Raw genomic sequence first — 15,261 nt, 5'->3', positions numbered from 1 at the left:
TGTCAGGTCTGCTGAAATTCCGGCAGGCCTGTTAACCATAGCCCGGAGGAATAGTAACGATTGATCAATCCGTGCAACTTTTTTGTTAAACTCAGGCAGTAAGTTATCGCCTGCGGGCCTTAAATCAAGAGGAATGGTAAATGTTAATGGTGATATCCCCGGCGAAAACGCTGGATTATGAAAGCCCGTTGGCCACTGAAAAATATACACAGCCTGAACTGCTCGCCGCATCGCAGCAACTTATCGATATCGCCCGCCAGCTAAGCCCGGCACAAATAGCCTCCCTGATGAGTATCAGCGATAAACTGGCTCACCTGAATGCCGAACGTTTTAATGACTGGCAGGCAGATTTCACCCCCGACAATGCCCGCCAGGCAATTCTGGCCTTCAAAGGCGATGTGTATACCGGGCTGGATGCCGGGACGCTGGAAGAAGACGATTTCACATTTGCACAGCAACACCTGCGGATGCTCTCCGGGTTATACGGCGTGTTACGACCGCTCGACCTGATGCAGCCTTACCGTCTGGAAATGGGAATTAAACTTTCAAATCCGCATGGCAAGGACCTGTACAGTTTCTGGGGAGAGCGTCTGACAAAAGTGCTGAACGACGCGCTGGACGATCAGGGTGACGACGTGCTGGTCAACCTGGCCTCCGATGAATATTTCAAAGCAGTGAAGCCCGGGGTCCTGAAAGGACGCATAGTGAAGCCGGTCTTCCTGGATGAAAAGAATGGCAAGTTTAAAGTGATCAGCTTCTACGCTAAAAAGGCCCGCGGACTGATGACCCGCTACATTATCCGCCATCGCCTGACCTCTGTTGAACAGCTTAAGGCCTTCGATACTGACGGGTATTTCTATGATGAAGCCGCCAGCAGTGCAGATGAACTGGTCTTCAAACGTCACGAACAGTAATTCAGCCTGCGAGACCTGCCCTTCTGTCGCTGCACACCGCGGGTCTGGCGACCCGCAGTGTGCATCACCCCATTAAGAGGCTTTGCCGGTCAGGTAAGTTCTCAGCGCTGCAAACTCAGCAGGCAGAGTGTCTGATAACAGCGGCAGGTCAGCACGTTCTGCCAGCTCTGCCGGCAGTGGCAGTGTCTGTTGCAGGATATCTTCCACGCTTTCCTTAAATTTCGCCGGATGGGCCGTTCCCAGGAACAGACCATACTCACCGTCCTGTAACTGATCACGCAGAACCCGCCAGGCGATGGCCGCATGGGGTTCAGAAATATAGCCTTCTGCAGCCAGCTCACGTACCGCCGCACGGGTTTGCTCATCACTGAGCGCACCGTATCCCAGCGCGTTCAGCTGCCAGGATTTACGGCGGAACAACTCTTCAACGCGTGGCCAGTTGTTCGGCTGGCTGACATCCATCGCATTCGATAAGGTGGCTACCGTTTTGTGCGGAGTCCAGTCGCCACTGCTCAGAAAACGCGGAACCGTATCATTGGCATTGGTGGCCGCGATAAAACGCTTCACCGGCAGCCCCAGACTCTTCGCCAGTAAGCCCGCCGTCAGATCCCCGAAGTTACCGCTGGGGACAGAGATCACCAGCTGATTACGTTTTTCCTGTGGCAACTGCGCGACGGCTTCAAAGTAGTAGCATATCTGTGCCAGTAACCGGCTGATATTAATTGAGTTTGCGGAGTTCAGACCGATAGCCTGTTTCAGTTCCTGATCATCAAATGCCTGTTTTACCAGTGCCTGACAGTCATCAAAATCACCTTCAATGGCGATAGTCCGGATATTTCCCCCCAGCGTACAGAATAACTTCTCCTGCAGCGGGCTGATTTTTCCCTGCGGATAGAGGATCACCACATTAATATTTTCCATGCCATAAAACGCATGGGCCACTGCCGCACCGGTATCCCCGGAGGTAGCGGTCAGAATCGTGATTTTTTCATCACTGCTTTTGCTTAACGCCAGCATCTGCGCCATAAAACGGCCGCCGAAGTCTTTAAACGCCAGCGTCGGGCCATGGAACAGTTCCAGGCATGCCACATCGTCAGAAACCGTTTGTACCGGGGCCGGAAAAGTAAAGGCCGCTTTGATACGGGAAGCCAGTTCCTGTTCAGGGATTTCATCACCGATAAACGCTGACAGGATTTTGCTGCTGCGGCTCACAAAATCCATCTCCAGCAGCTGGTCTATCTCTGTCAGTTCAAATTCAGGAAGTTCGTTAGGAAAGAACAGCCCCTGTTGTGAGCCAAGACCCTGTTTTACGGCCTGAGTAAAGCTGACCTGCTCATTGTGATCTTTCAGATTATATAATTTCATTGCTTATCCCAGTTTACGTGCGCCGGTCGTATCAAGACGGCAAATATGTACAAAGCCTTCATCGTTCTGCAGGTAGTTCTGCTGTAACCATTGACGGGCTTGCTCAGCGACTTCCTGCGTGTCACAGACGGCGAACAATGTCGGACCCGACCCGGAAATACCACAGGCCAGTGCGCCTAACCCGGTGACGGCCTGGCGTGCTTTTGCAAACCCGGGCAGCAGTCCGGCACGATAGGGTTCAGCCATCACATCTTTCATCAGGCTCGCTGCCAGTTGTGGCTGACGGGTATGACAAGCATGGATGAACCCGGACAGCAGACGGCCATGAGTAATACAGTCGGCTTTACTGTAAGTCGCCGGTAAAATCGCGCGGGCTTCGGCTGTCGAGACCTTAATTCCCGGATAGGCCATGACCCAGTACCACTCTTCAAAGCAAGGGACCGGCTGACAGGTGATCCCTGCAGACTCCAGCATCAACTGTAAACCGCCGAGGAAACAGGGAGCCACATTGTCAAAATGGACGCTACCGGAGACGCGGCCTTCCAGCTCCCCCATCAGCGCCAGCAGGCGGTTATCATCCAGAGGCTTTCCGCAAAATTCATTCATTGCCATCAGTCCGGCAACGACCGAACAGGCACTGGAACCGAGACCGGAGCCGATAGGCATATTTTTTTCCAGTACCATTTTTACCGGAACTTCGCGGCCGATTTCCTGGCAAAAACGTTGCCAGCATTGGTAAACAATATTTTCTTTCGGGTCAGCCGGAAGCTTTGTCACAAACTGCCCCCGGTTTTCAAGGCTGAAGACATCAGCCGTTTCAACGGTGACGCAATCCCCCAGTAAGGTACCATCCACCGGGGAGACCGCGGCTCCCAGAACATCGAAGCCGACACTGACATTGCCGATAGAGGCCGGTGCGTAAACTTTTACCATGATCAGACTCCCAGCTTCCACGACAGAGTTCTCAATAAATCTGCAAATACGCCGGCTGCAGTCACATCATTTCCTGCACCGTATCCACGCAGGACCAGCGGGATCGGTTGATAATAACGGCTGTAGAAAGCCAGCGCATTTTCACCATTCTTCACTTTATAGAGCGGGTCATTATTATCGACAGCAGCAATTTTCACGCTGCATTGCCCCTGCTCGTCAATCGCACCGACAAAACGTAATACCTTGCCTTCTTCGCGCGCCTCACTGACGCGGGCGGCAAACGCAGCGTCCAGTTCCGGCAGACGACGCATAAACTCTTCCGTATCTGCCAGGTCAGTCAATGCCTGCGGCAGTACGGCTTCGATAGCAATATCGCTCAGCTCCAGTGACATTCCGGCTTCACGGGCCAGGATCAGTAACTTACGAGCGACATCCATACCGGAAAGGTCATCACGCGGGTCCGGCTCAGTAAACCCGAGCTCACGGGCCTTACGGGTGGCTTCTGAAAGCGTGACACCGTCGTCGAGCATACCGAAAATATAGGAAAGCGAGCCGGACAGAACCCCGTCGAATTTAATCAGCTCATCTCCCGCATTCAGCAGGTTCTGCAGGTTTTCGATGACCGGCAACCCGGCACCGACATTGGTATCGTACAGGAACTTACGGCGTGACTTTTCAGCCGCAGTACGGATTTCCTGATAGTACTCCCGGGAAGAGGTATTCGCTTTCTTATTCGGCGTGACCACATGGAAGCCTTCACTGAGGAAATCCGCATACTGATCAGCCATTGACTGGCTGGAGGTACAGTCCACAATGACCGGGTTCAGCAGGTGATACTCTTTAGCCAGTCGTGTCAGGCGCTCAAGAGAGAAGACCTCTTTTGCCCCTGATAATTGTTCCTGCCAATTGTCCAGCGGAATGCCGTGAACATTGGTCAGCATGGCCCGTGAATTAGCGATACCACAGACACGCAGGTCAATATGTTTATTTTTCAGCCATTTCTGCTGACGATGCAACTGCTCCAGCAAGGCACTGCCTACGCCCCCGGTACCGACAACAAACACTTCAATGACCTGATCGGTCGCAAATAACATCTGATGGACGACTCTGACGCCGGTCGTTGCATCTTCATTGCTGACCACCGCCGAAATAGAGCGTTCTGATGACCCCTGAGCAATCGCAACAATATTAATGTTAGCCCGCGCCAGTGCGGCAAAGAACTTGGCGGAGATCCCACGCAGTGTACGCATACCATCGCCGACGACCGAGATGACAGCCAGTTTTTCTATCACGTCCAGCGGCTCTAACAGCCCGTCTTTCAGTTCCAGATAAAACTCATCTTCCAGCGCCCGACGGGCCGCCAGCATCTCATTTTGCGGAACACAGAAACTGATGCTGTATTCGGAGGAGGATTGGGTAATTAAAACGACCGAGATCCCTTTGCGTGACATCACCGCAAATACCCGGGCCGCCATGCCAACCATCCCTTTCATTCCGGGACCGGAAACATTAAACATCGCCATATTATTCAGGTTGGTGATCCCTTTGACCGGCGTGTTGTCATCACCGGCATTTCCCGAAATCAGGGTGCCGGGAGCGGCAGGGTTGGCGGTATTTTTAATGATGCAGGGGATCTGGAAACGAGCAATTGGCGTAATGGTACGGGGGTGAAGTACCTTGGCACCGAAGTAAGAAAGCTCCATCGCTTCCTGGTACGACATTGAGGTCAGTAATCTGGCATCGGGTACCTGACGCGGATCACAGGTATAGACTCCGTCAACATCTGTCCAGATTTCACAACAATCCGCCCGTAAACAGGCGGCCAGGACCGCTGCAGAATAGTCAGAACCATTACGTCCCAACACGACCAGTTCACCCTGCTCATTACCGGCAGTGAACCCTGCCATCAGAATAAAGTGATCCGCAGGGATTTGGCTGGCAGCAATCCGACGGGTTGATTCGGTAATATCCACCGTGGACTCAAGATAACCGCCAATGGCCAGTAATTTCTCAACCGGATCAATCACCGTCACACGGTGGCCGCGGGCCTGTAATAATGCCTGCATGATAGCAATCGAAAGTTTTTCACCGGTACAGATGACTGCAGCATTGACGCTGTCAGGGCATTGCCCCAGTAAGGTGATACCGTGGATAACGTGCTGCAGGCGGGTAAATTCAGTCTCAAGGAAGTGTGTGAGTGCCGCAACATCTAAGCCCGGCTGTGCGGCCGATAACTCTTGCAGCAGAGTTTCAAAAATTTGTCGGGCTTCATTCAGATTGGCGGACGCATCCTGCCCGGAAATCGTCTTCTCTATTAACGCGACTAAGTGGTTAGTAATTCTGGCCGGTGCAGAGAGAACTGTCGCAACCTGCTCCTGCTTTGCATTATTTTCCAGTATGTCGACAACGCGCATAAACCTTTCGGCATTGGCAACGGAGGTTCCGCCAAATTTCAACACTCGCATGATTCACTAACTCCTGAATTTACGCCAAAAAAAAGCCCACACCTGATAGGGTGCGGGCTTTTTCGTTTTTTCCTGTTATGCGTCAGCCCGCACCGTTACCTGTGGTAATGGTGGTGGTAATAATAGTAATGTTCAGGCTGTAGTTACGCATGTATTCTCTGTCTGCTTTGCTTTTAATCTGTCTGCTTTCAGAAGTAAAACAAAGTGCCCGCCAAGTCAATAAATTTATCATATTCACCGCTTTTCTCCGGCACTTTAATACTCGGCACTTTCAGCAAAAAGCCTTACGATCCCTAAATTCTGAACCGTTAATGCCACAGCAGGCACTATAAACAGGAACATCTGCAGAGATTTACTCTGCGAGTTTTTTTTCGATGTCATGAAGTAATCGGTGTAACATTGCACTGTCTCTTTGTTCCAGTAACCCCAGCCGTTGATCCACCCAGTCTGTCATTTTTATATCATCACTGACGTCCAGACGTTCCAGCAATTGATGTAAACGCACACGCAAGGCCTGTAACTGCTGAGGGTCCGCCGTTTCCTGACGGGGCGTAGAAACCTGCATCAGGGAAGAGAACTGATAACAGAGTACCATCACTGCCTGCCCGAGATTAAGAGACGGATATTCCACAGCCATGGGAATACCGGTCAGAAGATCGGCCAGCGCCAGCTCTTCATTGGTCAGACCGCTCTCTTCACAACCGAAAATTAATGCCAGACGCCCTGCCCATTGCTGTTTTTCTTTCAGCAATCCCTCTGCCTGCTGCGGCGTGGCGTAATAACGAAATTTCGCCCGGCTGCGGGCGGTAGTTGCAACGGAAAAGTCCACGTCAGCCAGAGCAGAGGCCAAATCAGGAAACGAGCGAACGTTATCGAGGATCTCCGTCGCACCATGTGCTACCCGATAGGCCGCAGGATCCTGCCAGACACTGCTGTTAACAATGCGTAATTCGCTAAATCCCATGGTTTTCATTGCCCGGGCAGCGGCACCCACATTTTCTGGCCTGGCCGGTGAGACTAAAATAACAGGAAAGGACATTTCATAACCTTATCTATGCGTATAAACGGGATAAGCCTGAAGACTTTACTCCGCCAGATTCCGGGCTATTTTAACCGGCTGACGACGCAAAATTCATGTGTAACGGATAATAATCGATGTTAAATTCCATTTAACTATTTAAATACAACAGGTTATATGTGAAAATTCCCGCAATATCCGCCAGCCCCCGCCGGGATGTGAATTATTTTGCGATTTATCGCATGTAAGATAAAAAAGAGATATTTTTCACACAAGTGTTAACGTGCTACACTCAGTTTTGATATAAGTCAACGAAGCGTTTTTATTTGCTTCCTGAATGTTGTTGGTGCTGTTAGCTGGCTGTTAAAGCGGTTAGGATGAAACAGATAAAGACCCGTTTCGGCGCATACAGACAGATTGTGTTTAAGCTGAATCCGCCGTTAGCGTTATTCTGTACTGCATCAAGAACAAAACGTCGTAAATTGGCAATGCAGACTCATAATACGTTAACCGATATCTTCAGACATCAGCACTGTATGCCTTGTATCAATTTTGATGGCAAATTTTAGGTAGCAAAACATGCAGACCCCGCAAATTCTTATCGTCGAAGACGAGCTCGTAACCCGAAATACCCTGAAAAGTATTTTTGAAGCTGAAGGATACGTTGTATTCGAGGCGACTGATGGTGCCGAAATGCACCAGCTTTTGACTGACAACGATGTCAACCTGGTGATTATGGATATCAACCTGCCAGGTAAAAACGGACTGCTGCTGGCGCGTGAATTACGTGAGCAAGCCAGTGTTGCGCTGATGTTCCTGACCGGACGTGACAATGAAGTCGACAAAATTCTGGGTCTGGAAATCGGTGCGGATGATTATATCACTAAACCGTTTAACCCGCGTGAGCTGACGATCCGTGCCCGTAACCTCCTGTCACGTACCATGAACCTGGCCGTGAGCACAGAAGAGCGTAAGCATGTTGAGAACTATCAGTTCAATGGCTGGACGCTGGATATCAATAGCCGTTCACTGATTAGTCCTCAGGGTGATCAGTACAAACTGCCGCGTAGCGAATTCCGCGCGATGCTGCATTTCTGTGAGAACCCGGGCAAAATTCAGACCCGCGCCGACTTACTGAAAAAAATGACGGGCCGTGATCTGAAACCTCATGACCGGACTGTCGACGTGACTATCCGCCGTATCCGTAAACACTTTGAGTCGAATGCGGATACCCCGGAAATCATCGCCACCATTCATGGTGAAGGCTATCGTTTTTGTGGTGAGTTAGAAGAGCACTAATCTGCTGAAGCCACTGCTTTCTGAGGGCCTGACAGTTATTCTGCCAGGCCCTTTTTTATAACCCGCACCCGTCTTAATGCTTAATGCCAGGGCATAATCGGCACCGCGCTGATCGCATTTTTCGGCGAGCCGTTAACCAGCTTATCCGAATAGCTCATGTAAACCAGTGTGTTTCTCTTCTTGTCGTAAAAACGAACAACCTGCAGGCTTTTGAAAATCAGTGAGGTGCGTTTCTTAAAGACCACTTCTGACTTTCCGGGCTGAATAGTATCGGATAACTCAACCGGCCCTACCTGCTGACAGGAGATAGCCGCATCGGAGGTATCTTCTGCCAATCCCAGTCCACCTTTTATACCGCCGGTTTTCGCCCTGCTGATATAACATGTAACATTTTTAACATCTGGATCATCAAAGGCTTCGATTACAATCTTATGATCAGGGCCTAACAGTTTGAACGCTGTATCAACAGAACCAATTTCCTCCGCATGCACCACTCCCTGAACAGCACAGAAAATGCAGCCAGCTGCGAGGAGTTTGTTGACAAAATACTGAATTTTTTTGATTTTCATTAAATTACTCGTTATTAGGTGATTACTGAATAATCAATATAAGGTTACTATTGATATCTTCAAGTGTTCCTTTTGCAGCACTGACTTATTGTAACAACAGGAAACGGTACAAGTGTGCCGGCCCCTTTTTTTTTGCATTTAATGCTATTCTTAGTTTGACGTAGGTTGCTGACTTTTTGTGCCAACCAGGACGATGAGGATGTAATATGGACCAAGCTGGTATCATTCGCGATTTGCTTGTCTGGCTGGAGAGCCACCTGGACCAACCTTTATCTCTGGATAATGTTGCGTTCAAGGCCGGGTATTCAAAGTGGCATTTACAGCGGATGTTTAAAAATGTAACGGGTCATGCAATCGGCGCCTATATCCGGGCAAGGCGTTTATCTAAAGCGGCAGTCGCACTCAGGCTAACCAGTCGTCCGATTCTGGACATCGCTTTGCAATACCGGTTTGATTCTCAGCAGACATTCACCCGGGCGTTCAAAAAACAGTTTAATCAGACGCCGGCCGGATATCGTCGGGCATCTGACTGGAACTCTTATGGTCTGCGTCCGCCTATTCGTATGGGTGAGTTCTCTATGCCGCAGGCGACATTTGTGACTCTGCCGGAAACCTCCCTGCTGGGCCAGACACAAAGCTATAACTGTACTCTGGAGCAAATCTCTGTCTACAGGGCTGAAATGCGCAGTCACTTCTGGCGTCAGTTTCTTCATGATACCGAATCCGCTCCGCGTATTCTTTATGGCTTGCATCAGGTCCGTTCGAGCATCGATAAAGAAGACGAACAGGAAATCCTGTATACCACGGCAGTCCCGGATGACGATACGACCCGTAATTTGCAAACGGCACAAAAAATCACGCTTGAGGGCGGCGATTATGTGCAGTTTACCTACAAGGGGCCAAAGGAAAAACTGCAGGATTTCATTCTGGTGCTTTACAGTACCTGTATGCCGACCCTCGGTCTGACCCGTCGTGCCGGCCAGGATATCGAACGCTTCTTTACGCGCGGCGGTAAACTGAGCCGTGAAGTCAACGTGGAAGTCCATTGCGAATATCTCATCCCCATTCGCAATGAAGGGCAACACACCGGTTAAACTTCCGGGATTTCCTGCAATCCGGCAAAAAGAGCTGTCTGATTGTCATGAAATCCCGACGTTTACTGACTGGCGCTCTCAGTCACAACCCCAAGATGTGCCACATCCCCTGCCGTTTCCACGATCCAGCCATCGGCAAGCCAGGGGCTGTGCTGAAAATCCACCCGTGACAATGAGCAGTTTCTGAGTCTGAGACGTCTTTCAGCCCAGGCGGGTAACCCCAGTAACGTATTAAGCAACGTGCCGAGAGCCATACCGTGGCTGACCAGCAAAGGCCGGCTCCCGGCAGGTAACGCTTTGCAGGCATCCAGTGCCTGACGCATTCTGCTGGCGACTTCAGACATACTCTCCCCTTGCGGGATACGCCCCTCACAGGTTCCGTCCACCAGCGACTGACGCCAGCCTTCTTCCTCTGCGGTCAGTTCGCTCAGAATACGGGTTTCAAGCACCCCCATATTTAATTCCCTGAGGCGGGGATCTGTTTGTACTGAACACCCGATACACTCCGCGATGATAGCTGCGGTTTGCTGCGTACGTCCCAGATCACTACTGATAATATGGGTGATGCCGTAAGATTTCAGACGTTCTCCGACCTGCTTTGCCTGCAGCTCTCCCTGTGCGGTTAAAGGGCTATCACTCTGTCCCTGCAGACGGCGTTCGGCATTCCATTGTGTTTCACCATGACGAACCAGAAAGACTTGTAGCATGTTACCTATCCATTATACTGAGGCAGATCCAGCCACTGCCCGAAGTGAGTTAACCATTATGTACCATGTTGTCGCCGCTACCCGCAACCCGGCAAAAATCAGTGCTATTACCAGAGCCTTTACGGACGTTTTCGGACCTGATCAGTGCCATATTTCTGCCGCAGAAACTGAGAGTGGTGTTGCAGATCAGCCAATGAGTAGTCAGGAAACCCTGACCGGTGCGCGTCAGCGGGTATCCAATGCACGGCAGCAACATCCGGAAGCTGATTTTTGGGTCGCCATCGAAGCCGGTATTGATGAAAATCAGACGTTTGGCTGGATTGTTATAGAAAACACTGCCACCCGGGCAGAATCCCGCTCGGCCAGTTTACCCCTGCCTTCAACGATTATGGATGCGCTCCGCCAGGGGCAGGAACTGGGGCATGTGATGGCCGGACTGACCGGTATTGAGAATATCAAGCAAAAAGGCGGCGCCATCAGTGTTATTACTGAAGGCCTGCTGACACGGACTTCGGTGTATCATCAGGCGCTGTTACTGGCCTTATGTTCGATGAGGCATCCGCTTTATCAGCAGGCGACGCTGCGATAACACTCAGAGCTTCGGCAGCAGTGTTTCCAGCCACTGACGCAGTTCTGCCGGCGACTCTTTCAGACTGTTTGAGCCACGGGTAATGGTCGCAATCCCCACCCCCAGTTGATCTTTTAGCTGTCGCTGGCTCAGTTCCCCCCGCATCAGCTCTTCAATTATCCGTAAACGTGTGGCTAATGCCTCACGTTCATCCGGAGTCATCATTAACCGGAGCAGGGTTTCTGCTTGCTTATCATGCACTGCCTGTTGCAGCAGCATCACAAAACGTGACCAGTTAAATTCAAAATTTTCGTCTGCAGGTGCATCAGGCAGCATAGGAGACTTCCGTACTCGTTAATGAGTACGGAAGCATAGCATACTCAGTAGCGGCGATTCCACTCCGCGTCCTGGATTATCTGATCAGGCTGGCCCAGGAAATAACGGTAATAAGCATCATAAGCCAGCACGTTTTTCACATAGTTGCGTGTTTCGGCAAACGGGATCGTTTCGATGAAGCCTACCGCATCCAGCTTACCGCCACTGACTGTCAGCCATTTACGGACCCGTCCTGGTCCCGCATTGTAAGCTGCCGAGGCAAAGATACGGTTCTGGTCGAACTGACGATAAACGTAATCCAGATACTGCATACCAATCTGAATATTCATCTGCGGGTCAAGCAACTGGCTGCTGTTAACGTAATTGCTGCCCGGGAACATTTTCACGGTATGTGCAGCCGTTCCCGGCATCACCTGCATTAAACCACTCGCACCGACAGGAGAGCGGATTTTCGGGTTCCAGGCACTTTCCTGACGAGAGATAGCCATGGCATAACTCACAGGGATCGCTTTGCCCGCGGCGTACTGCTGGTAGTATTGCTGCCAGGCGAGCGGGAAGCGCTCTTTCAGACTGTCCCACATTTTCGCAGTAATGGTCGCCTGAACACTCAGATCCCACCAGTCCTGTTCGTCTGCATAGCGTGCCAGCATCTGTTGCTCTGTACGGGATTTGCTGCGGATAAGATTAGCCCATTCACTGCGAGCCAGGTTATCCATTCCCCAGTACATCAGTTCTCTGACCCGGGCAATTTCATCCCCCTGGGTGATGGCTGCCGTCGGTGCCGGGGCCGAATCTATGGTTAAGTGGTAAGGTACGCCCAGCTTCTGAGCGGCAACCATCGGATAAAAACCGCGCTTCTGCATCAAATCACGTAAAATCTGCTGCGCTTCCGGCTTATGCCCTTGCTCCAGCAGTAATTCCGCCTGCCAGTACTGCCATTCATCTTTCTGTTTCGCTTCCACCGGCAAACGGGCTATCCAGGTATTCAGTCCACGATGGTCATCATCCGAAATTGCCTGTCTGACGCGGCGCTCAATCAGTGCGGTCGAATCACTGTCCATCACCACATTGTCACGCCAGCGCAGCTGATCTGAGGTGATATCGGTCCCCATATATTGCCAGGCGACATCTTCCTTCAGATGCTGGACTTCCGCATCACTCATTTTCTGTTCAGAAGCAAGGACAGGGATCATCGCTCTCGCATTATCCGCATCCTGTCGGGCCAGCCTGGCAAAAGCGATACGGGTAATTTCGCGACTGAAATCGGTAGGCGACACTGAACCGGCAAACAGACTCAGTCCCTGAGGATCCTTTTGCAGCGCACTGAGCGCACCGGCCAGCGTACCGTAGTCGGCGGGCAGCATGGCAATTAACTTTCTTACCAATGCATCATTGCCATCGTTAAAGGCTAACTCTATCCGTAACAGCACAGACTGCGGGGAGAAGGTCGTCGAGGACTGCCATGCCGTGAACAAGGCATCACAACTCGACGGCAGATCCGCGCCAGTCATCCACAGTTTCTTTGCACCTTCCCAGGCGACGGCTTGTTTACCGGTCGCCCAGTTGGCGTAATACCAGTTACACCGCGCCTGGACCGGGCCTGGCGGATTCGGACTGAAACTGATGATCCCCTGCCAGTCCTGACGGCGGGCAAGCTCATTGATAAAGCGGCCCTTCAGGGTATAAGAAGAAGGCAGGGTCGGGTACTGGTTAATAAAATTGGTCACCGCCAGCGGGGTTTCCTGATCAAGATCCTGTGAGATCAGGCGGTATTCAAGGTAAGGATAAAGCGGATAATCCTTCAGTGACGGTAGCATCTGTTCTACCGTGTCCATCTGATTATTATCCCAGGCTTGTTTGATTTGCTGATAACGCAGACGCTGCTGATCTAAGGAATCGGCCTGACTCATCCCCGCAATTCCTGTCAGACAGATGCCCAATACCCAGTTCTTCCACTTAATCACACTTCTCTCCTCTTATCGCCTGGCGTTGAATACCGTATCACTGGCAGTCTTCCATGCTAACGGGTTGCCCCCTGACTTGCTATGGCTGGCTGAAAATTTACCCGCACTGACTGACAGAATAATTCTCCACTGAGGGCAATCATACTGAACAAATCTGCGGAATTCCGGGGGGATATATCGCCGGACCGACCAGGTTATCTTTAGTTATAGCACGTGCTGCAAACACTATTGCGGGGAACCGTCCCGAAAACCTTGTCCTGCAGTGGCCCGGGGCCACCAGCATCGCCATTTCCGGAACTCTCTGAGCATGGCGACGGGGTTCTGTCGACGTTTTCCTTATGATCCGTCTCGATCTCTGACATAAAGTAAGTATACTGGTCTACCTACTTTACCAGAGGGCATTGCCATGACTGCGATACAGCGCGACAAAATTTCCGCCCATGACAAACTGATCAATGCGGCCCGTGTACTGTTTTATAACTACGGGATCACCGCGACCGGAATTGATGCCATTGTGAAACGTGCCGGAGTGGCGAAAAAAAGTCTGTACAACAACTTCAGCTCAAAGGACGAACTGATTGCCGCCTACCTGGCCGTGCGTCACCAGGAATGGCTGGATCTCTATCAGAAAAGGGCTGCGCTAATCAAAAACCCCCGGGAAGGGGTGATGGCCGTGTTTGATGCTTATGCGGATCATGCAGGGGTTGCCTATGAGGCAGGGTTCCGCGGCTGTGGCCTGCTGAATGCTGCGGCTGAACTGCCCGCCGGTGCGCCCGGCAGGCAGGCTATCCGGCAACACAAAGAAGAGATTGAAGCGATACTGAAAAGCCACCTTTGCCAGCTTGTCCCGGATCCACAACGCTGTCATCTGCTGGCCCGTCATTTGGCTTTTCTGCTGGAAGGCAGTGCTTCCCGCGCCGGACTCGAAGGTAACAGTGCCTGTGTTCTGCAGGCGGGAACGATGGCGAAAGCCTTAGTGGAGGCCCTATGAGTCAGGCTGACGCCCGTAATTTACCGGGGATATTTGCGGTCCTGCTGGCTGCAGTATTATGGGGAACCACCGGCACCGCGGCCACTTTCGCCACCGGCGTTAGTCCGCTGGCTATTGGTTCCATCGCCATGGGAACCGGGGGGTTGCTGCAGGCCCTGATCGCATTACGTCCGGTACTGCGTCAGCGCCGCCGAATTGCCGGGAACTTCCGCTATTTGCTGATCGGAGCCATTGCTGTCGGCATCTATCCGCTGGCCTTTTATACGTCCATGCACAACGCCGGTGTGGCTGTCGGTACCGTTGTCTCTATTGGCTCAGCCCCGCTGCTCTCCTCACTGATTGAATATGTGTGTGATAAGCATCCGCTGAACCGTCAATGGTCCCTTGGTGCACTGACCGGCGTCTCCGGGATGACTCTATTGTGTCTGGCGGAAAGCCACGCGACTTCCGCAGGTAACATCCTGCAAATCGCGACCGGGATCATTACCGGGCTGGTCGCCGGGTTTACTTATGCCCTCTACTCCTGGTCAGCCAGAAAGATGATGCAATACGGAGTGAGTGCCAGCGCAGCCATGGGGTCCACCTTTGGTGCGGGTGCCCTGCTGTTGCTGCCGGTACTGTTGGTCACCGGGGCGCCTCTGCTCGACAGTCGGGTGAACACTGCTGTGGGTATCTATATGGCGCTGGTGCCCATGTTTATTGGCTATCTTTGCTACGGCTATGGTCTGGCCCGTATCCGGGCCAGCACAGCCACGACTCTGACCCTGACGGAACCGGTCGTAGCAGCCCTGCTCGCGGTGACTCTGGTCGGTGAGCGACTGCCTTTAAGTGGCTGGGTCGGGATCGGGCTGATCCTGCTGTGTCTGATCATTATCTCGTTACCGGTACAGCACCTCGTTTTTTTCCGGCAACGGGTAAAATCCCGCATGGACCCGTGATAACTGCGGCATGCCGCCGGGTGGGGCATTCAGGCTCGCTCTTCTTTGCTCCGGAGCACCCGCCGATAAGAGGGGGACATTCAGCGACAGTGGGTGTGAA

The 15,261-nt window shown here is 51.9% G+C and carries 15 protein-coding genes and 1 other annotated feature; of the genes, 6 read left to right on the top strand and 9 right to left on the bottom strand.

Annotation, left to right across the window (positions count from 1 at the left end):
- The first annotated feature begins 140 nt into the window (after nt 1-140).
- Nucleotides 141-914, top strand: coding sequence for a peroxide stress protein YaaA (gene yaaA, locus GTPT_RS05515; protein WP_025901183.1), 774 nt, complete (start codon nt 141-143; stop codon nt 912-914).
- A 72-nt stretch (nt 915-986) separates the two neighbouring features.
- Here the strand turns inward: yaaA and thrC are convergent, their stop codons facing one another.
- The 5 genes from thrC to GTPT_RS05495 form a co-directional block, all read right to left on the bottom strand.
- Nucleotides 987-2,279, bottom strand: coding sequence for a threonine synthase (gene thrC / locus GTPT_RS05510; protein ID WP_025901182.1), 1,293 nt, complete (start codon nt 2,277-2,279; stop codon nt 987-989).
- Nucleotides 2,280-2,282: 3 nt separating this feature from the next.
- Nucleotides 2,283-3,212 carry a homoserine kinase gene (gene thrB, locus GTPT_RS05505; protein ID WP_025901181.1) on the bottom strand — a complete coding sequence of 310 codons (930 nt, stop codon included), beginning with the start codon at nt 3,210-3,212 and terminating at the stop codon, nt 2,283-2,285.
- A gap of 2 nt (nt 3,213-3,214) precedes the next feature.
- Nucleotides 3,215-5,677, bottom strand: a complete 2,463-nt coding sequence (gene thrA / locus GTPT_RS05500; RefSeq protein WP_029989814.1) for a bifunctional aspartate kinase/homoserine dehydrogenase I — start codon at nt 5,675-5,677, stop codon at nt 3,215-3,217.
- 25 nt (nt 5,678-5,702) lie between these two features.
- Nucleotides 5,703-5,821: a sequence feature (Thr leader region), on the bottom strand.
- The gene (thrL, locus tag GTPT_RS16950) at nt 5,760-5,909 is read right to left on the bottom strand and encodes a thr operon leader peptide (protein WP_241964926.1); all 150 of its coding nucleotides are present in this window, start codon (nt 5,907-5,909) and stop codon (nt 5,760-5,762) included. (Overlaps the previous feature by 62 nt.)
- Nucleotides 5,910-6,029: 120 nt before the next feature.
- Nucleotides 6,030-6,716, bottom strand: a complete 687-nt coding sequence (locus GTPT_RS05495) for a tRNA/rRNA methyltransferase (protein WP_025901179.1) — start codon at nt 6,714-6,716, stop codon at nt 6,030-6,032.
- Nucleotides 6,717-7,274: 558 nt separating this feature from the next.
- Here GTPT_RS05495 and arcA point away from each other — a divergent pair.
- Complete coding sequence (gene arcA, locus GTPT_RS05485; protein WP_025901177.1) at nt 7,275-7,994, top strand: two-component system response regulator ArcA; 720 nt, start codon at nt 7,275-7,277, stop codon at nt 7,992-7,994.
- A gap of 80 nt (nt 7,995-8,074) precedes the next feature.
- Here the strand turns inward: arcA and creA are convergent, their stop codons facing one another.
- Nucleotides 8,075-8,563, bottom strand: coding sequence for a protein CreA (gene creA, locus GTPT_RS05480; RefSeq protein ID WP_025901176.1), 489 nt, complete (start codon nt 8,561-8,563; stop codon nt 8,075-8,077).
- Between the two features lie 206 nt (nt 8,564-8,769).
- Between creA and robA the strand changes: the two genes are divergently transcribed.
- On the top strand, nt 8,770-9,657 hold the full coding sequence (robA, locus tag GTPT_RS05475; protein WP_025901175.1) for an MDR efflux pump AcrAB transcriptional activator RobA: 888 nt from the start codon (nt 8,770-8,772) through the stop codon (nt 9,655-9,657).
- Between the two features lie 62 nt (nt 9,658-9,719).
- On the opposite strand, the gene gpmB is transcribed toward robA, so the two are convergent.
- Nucleotides 9,720-10,364, bottom strand: coding sequence for a 2,3-diphosphoglycerate-dependent phosphoglycerate mutase GpmB (gene gpmB, locus GTPT_RS05470; RefSeq protein WP_025901174.1), 645 nt, complete (start codon nt 10,362-10,364; stop codon nt 9,720-9,722).
- Between the two features lie 58 nt (nt 10,365-10,422).
- Between gpmB and yjjX the strand changes: the two genes are divergently transcribed.
- Nucleotides 10,423-10,953 (top strand): inosine/xanthosine triphosphatase, encoded by a 531-nt coding sequence (gene yjjX / locus GTPT_RS05465; RefSeq protein ID WP_025901173.1) that lies wholly within the window; start codon nt 10,423-10,425, stop codon nt 10,951-10,953.
- Nucleotides 10,954-10,956: 3 nt separating this feature from the next.
- On the opposite strand, the gene trpR is transcribed toward yjjX, so the two are convergent.
- Nucleotides 10,957-11,268 carry a trp operon repressor gene (gene trpR / locus GTPT_RS05460; protein WP_025901172.1) on the bottom strand — a complete coding sequence of 104 codons (312 nt, stop codon included), beginning with the start codon at nt 11,266-11,268 and terminating at the stop codon, nt 10,957-10,959.
- A 44-nt stretch (nt 11,269-11,312) separates the two neighbouring features.
- The gene (gene sltY / locus GTPT_RS05455) at nt 11,313-13,232 is read right to left on the bottom strand and encodes a murein transglycosylase (RefSeq protein WP_029989810.1); all 1,920 of its coding nucleotides are present in this window, start codon (nt 13,230-13,232) and stop codon (nt 11,313-11,315) included.
- A gap of 406 nt (nt 13,233-13,638) precedes the next feature.
- Here sltY and GTPT_RS05450 point away from each other — a divergent pair, with 406 nt between their 5' ends.
- Together GTPT_RS05450 and GTPT_RS05445 are read left to right on the top strand one after the other, a co-directional pair.
- Nucleotides 13,639-14,223: a TetR/AcrR family transcriptional regulator gene (locus GTPT_RS05450; RefSeq protein WP_025901170.1), complete on the top strand. Its 585-nt coding sequence runs from the start codon at nt 13,639-13,641 to the stop codon at nt 14,221-14,223.
- Entirely contained in the window at nt 14,220-15,161 is a 942-nt protein-coding gene (locus tag GTPT_RS05445; protein WP_025901169.1) for a DMT family transporter, read from the top strand. The genes GTPT_RS05450 and GTPT_RS05445 overlap by 4 nt, the downstream gene beginning before the upstream one ends.
- Nucleotides 15,162-15,261: the final 100 nt, after the last annotated feature.

This window comes from Tatumella ptyseos ATCC 33301, assembly GCF_000735525.1.
Classification (GTDB): domain Bacteria; phylum Pseudomonadota; class Gammaproteobacteria; order Enterobacterales; family Enterobacteriaceae; genus Tatumella; species Tatumella ptyseos.
This window is presented reverse-complemented; position numbering and strand designations above follow the sequence as displayed.

Bases quoted from the DNA above. Each gene is read 5' to 3' on its own strand.
- thrA (WP_029989814.1), bottom strand. From the start codon at position 5,677: ATGCGAGTGTTGAAATTTGGCGGAACCTCCGTTGCCAATGCCGAAAGG.
- yaaA (WP_025901183.1), top strand. From the start codon at position 141: ATGTTAATGGTGATATCCCCGGCGAAAACGCTGGATTATGAAAGCCCG.
- robA (WP_025901175.1), top strand. From the start codon at position 8,770: ATGGACCAAGCTGGTATCATTCGCGATTTGCTTGTCTGGCTGGAGAGC.
- creA (WP_025901176.1), bottom strand. From the start codon at position 8,563: ATGAAAATCAAAAAAATTCAGTATTTTGTCAACAAACTCCTCGCAGCT.
- gpmB (WP_025901174.1), bottom strand. From the start codon at position 10,364: ATGCTACAAGTCTTTCTGGTTCGTCATGGTGAAACACAATGGAATGCC.
- thrC (WP_025901182.1), bottom strand. From the start codon at position 2,279: ATGAAATTATATAATCTGAAAGATCACAATGAGCAGGTCAGCTTTACT.
- GTPT_RS05445 (WP_025901169.1), top strand. From the start codon at position 14,220: ATGAGTCAGGCTGACGCCCGTAATTTACCGGGGATATTTGCGGTCCTG.
- trpR (WP_025901172.1), bottom strand. From the start codon at position 11,268: ATGCTGCCTGATGCACCTGCAGACGAAAATTTTGAATTTAACTGGTCA.
- thrL (WP_241964926.1), bottom strand. From the start codon at position 5,909: ATGATAAATTTATTGACTTGGCGGGCACTTTGTTTTACTTCTGAAAGC.
- arcA (WP_025901177.1), top strand. From the start codon at position 7,275: ATGCAGACCCCGCAAATTCTTATCGTCGAAGACGAGCTCGTAACCCGA.
- GTPT_RS05450 (WP_025901170.1), top strand. From the start codon at position 13,639: ATGACTGCGATACAGCGCGACAAAATTTCCGCCCATGACAAACTGATC.
- thrB (WP_025901181.1), bottom strand. From the start codon at position 3,212: ATGGTAAAAGTTTACGCACCGGCCTCTATCGGCAATGTCAGTGTCGGC.
- GTPT_RS05495 (WP_025901179.1), bottom strand. From the start codon at position 6,716: ATGTCCTTTCCTGTTATTTTAGTCTCACCGGCCAGGCCAGAAAATGTG.
- yjjX (WP_025901173.1), top strand. From the start codon at position 10,423: ATGTACCATGTTGTCGCCGCTACCCGCAACCCGGCAAAAATCAGTGCT.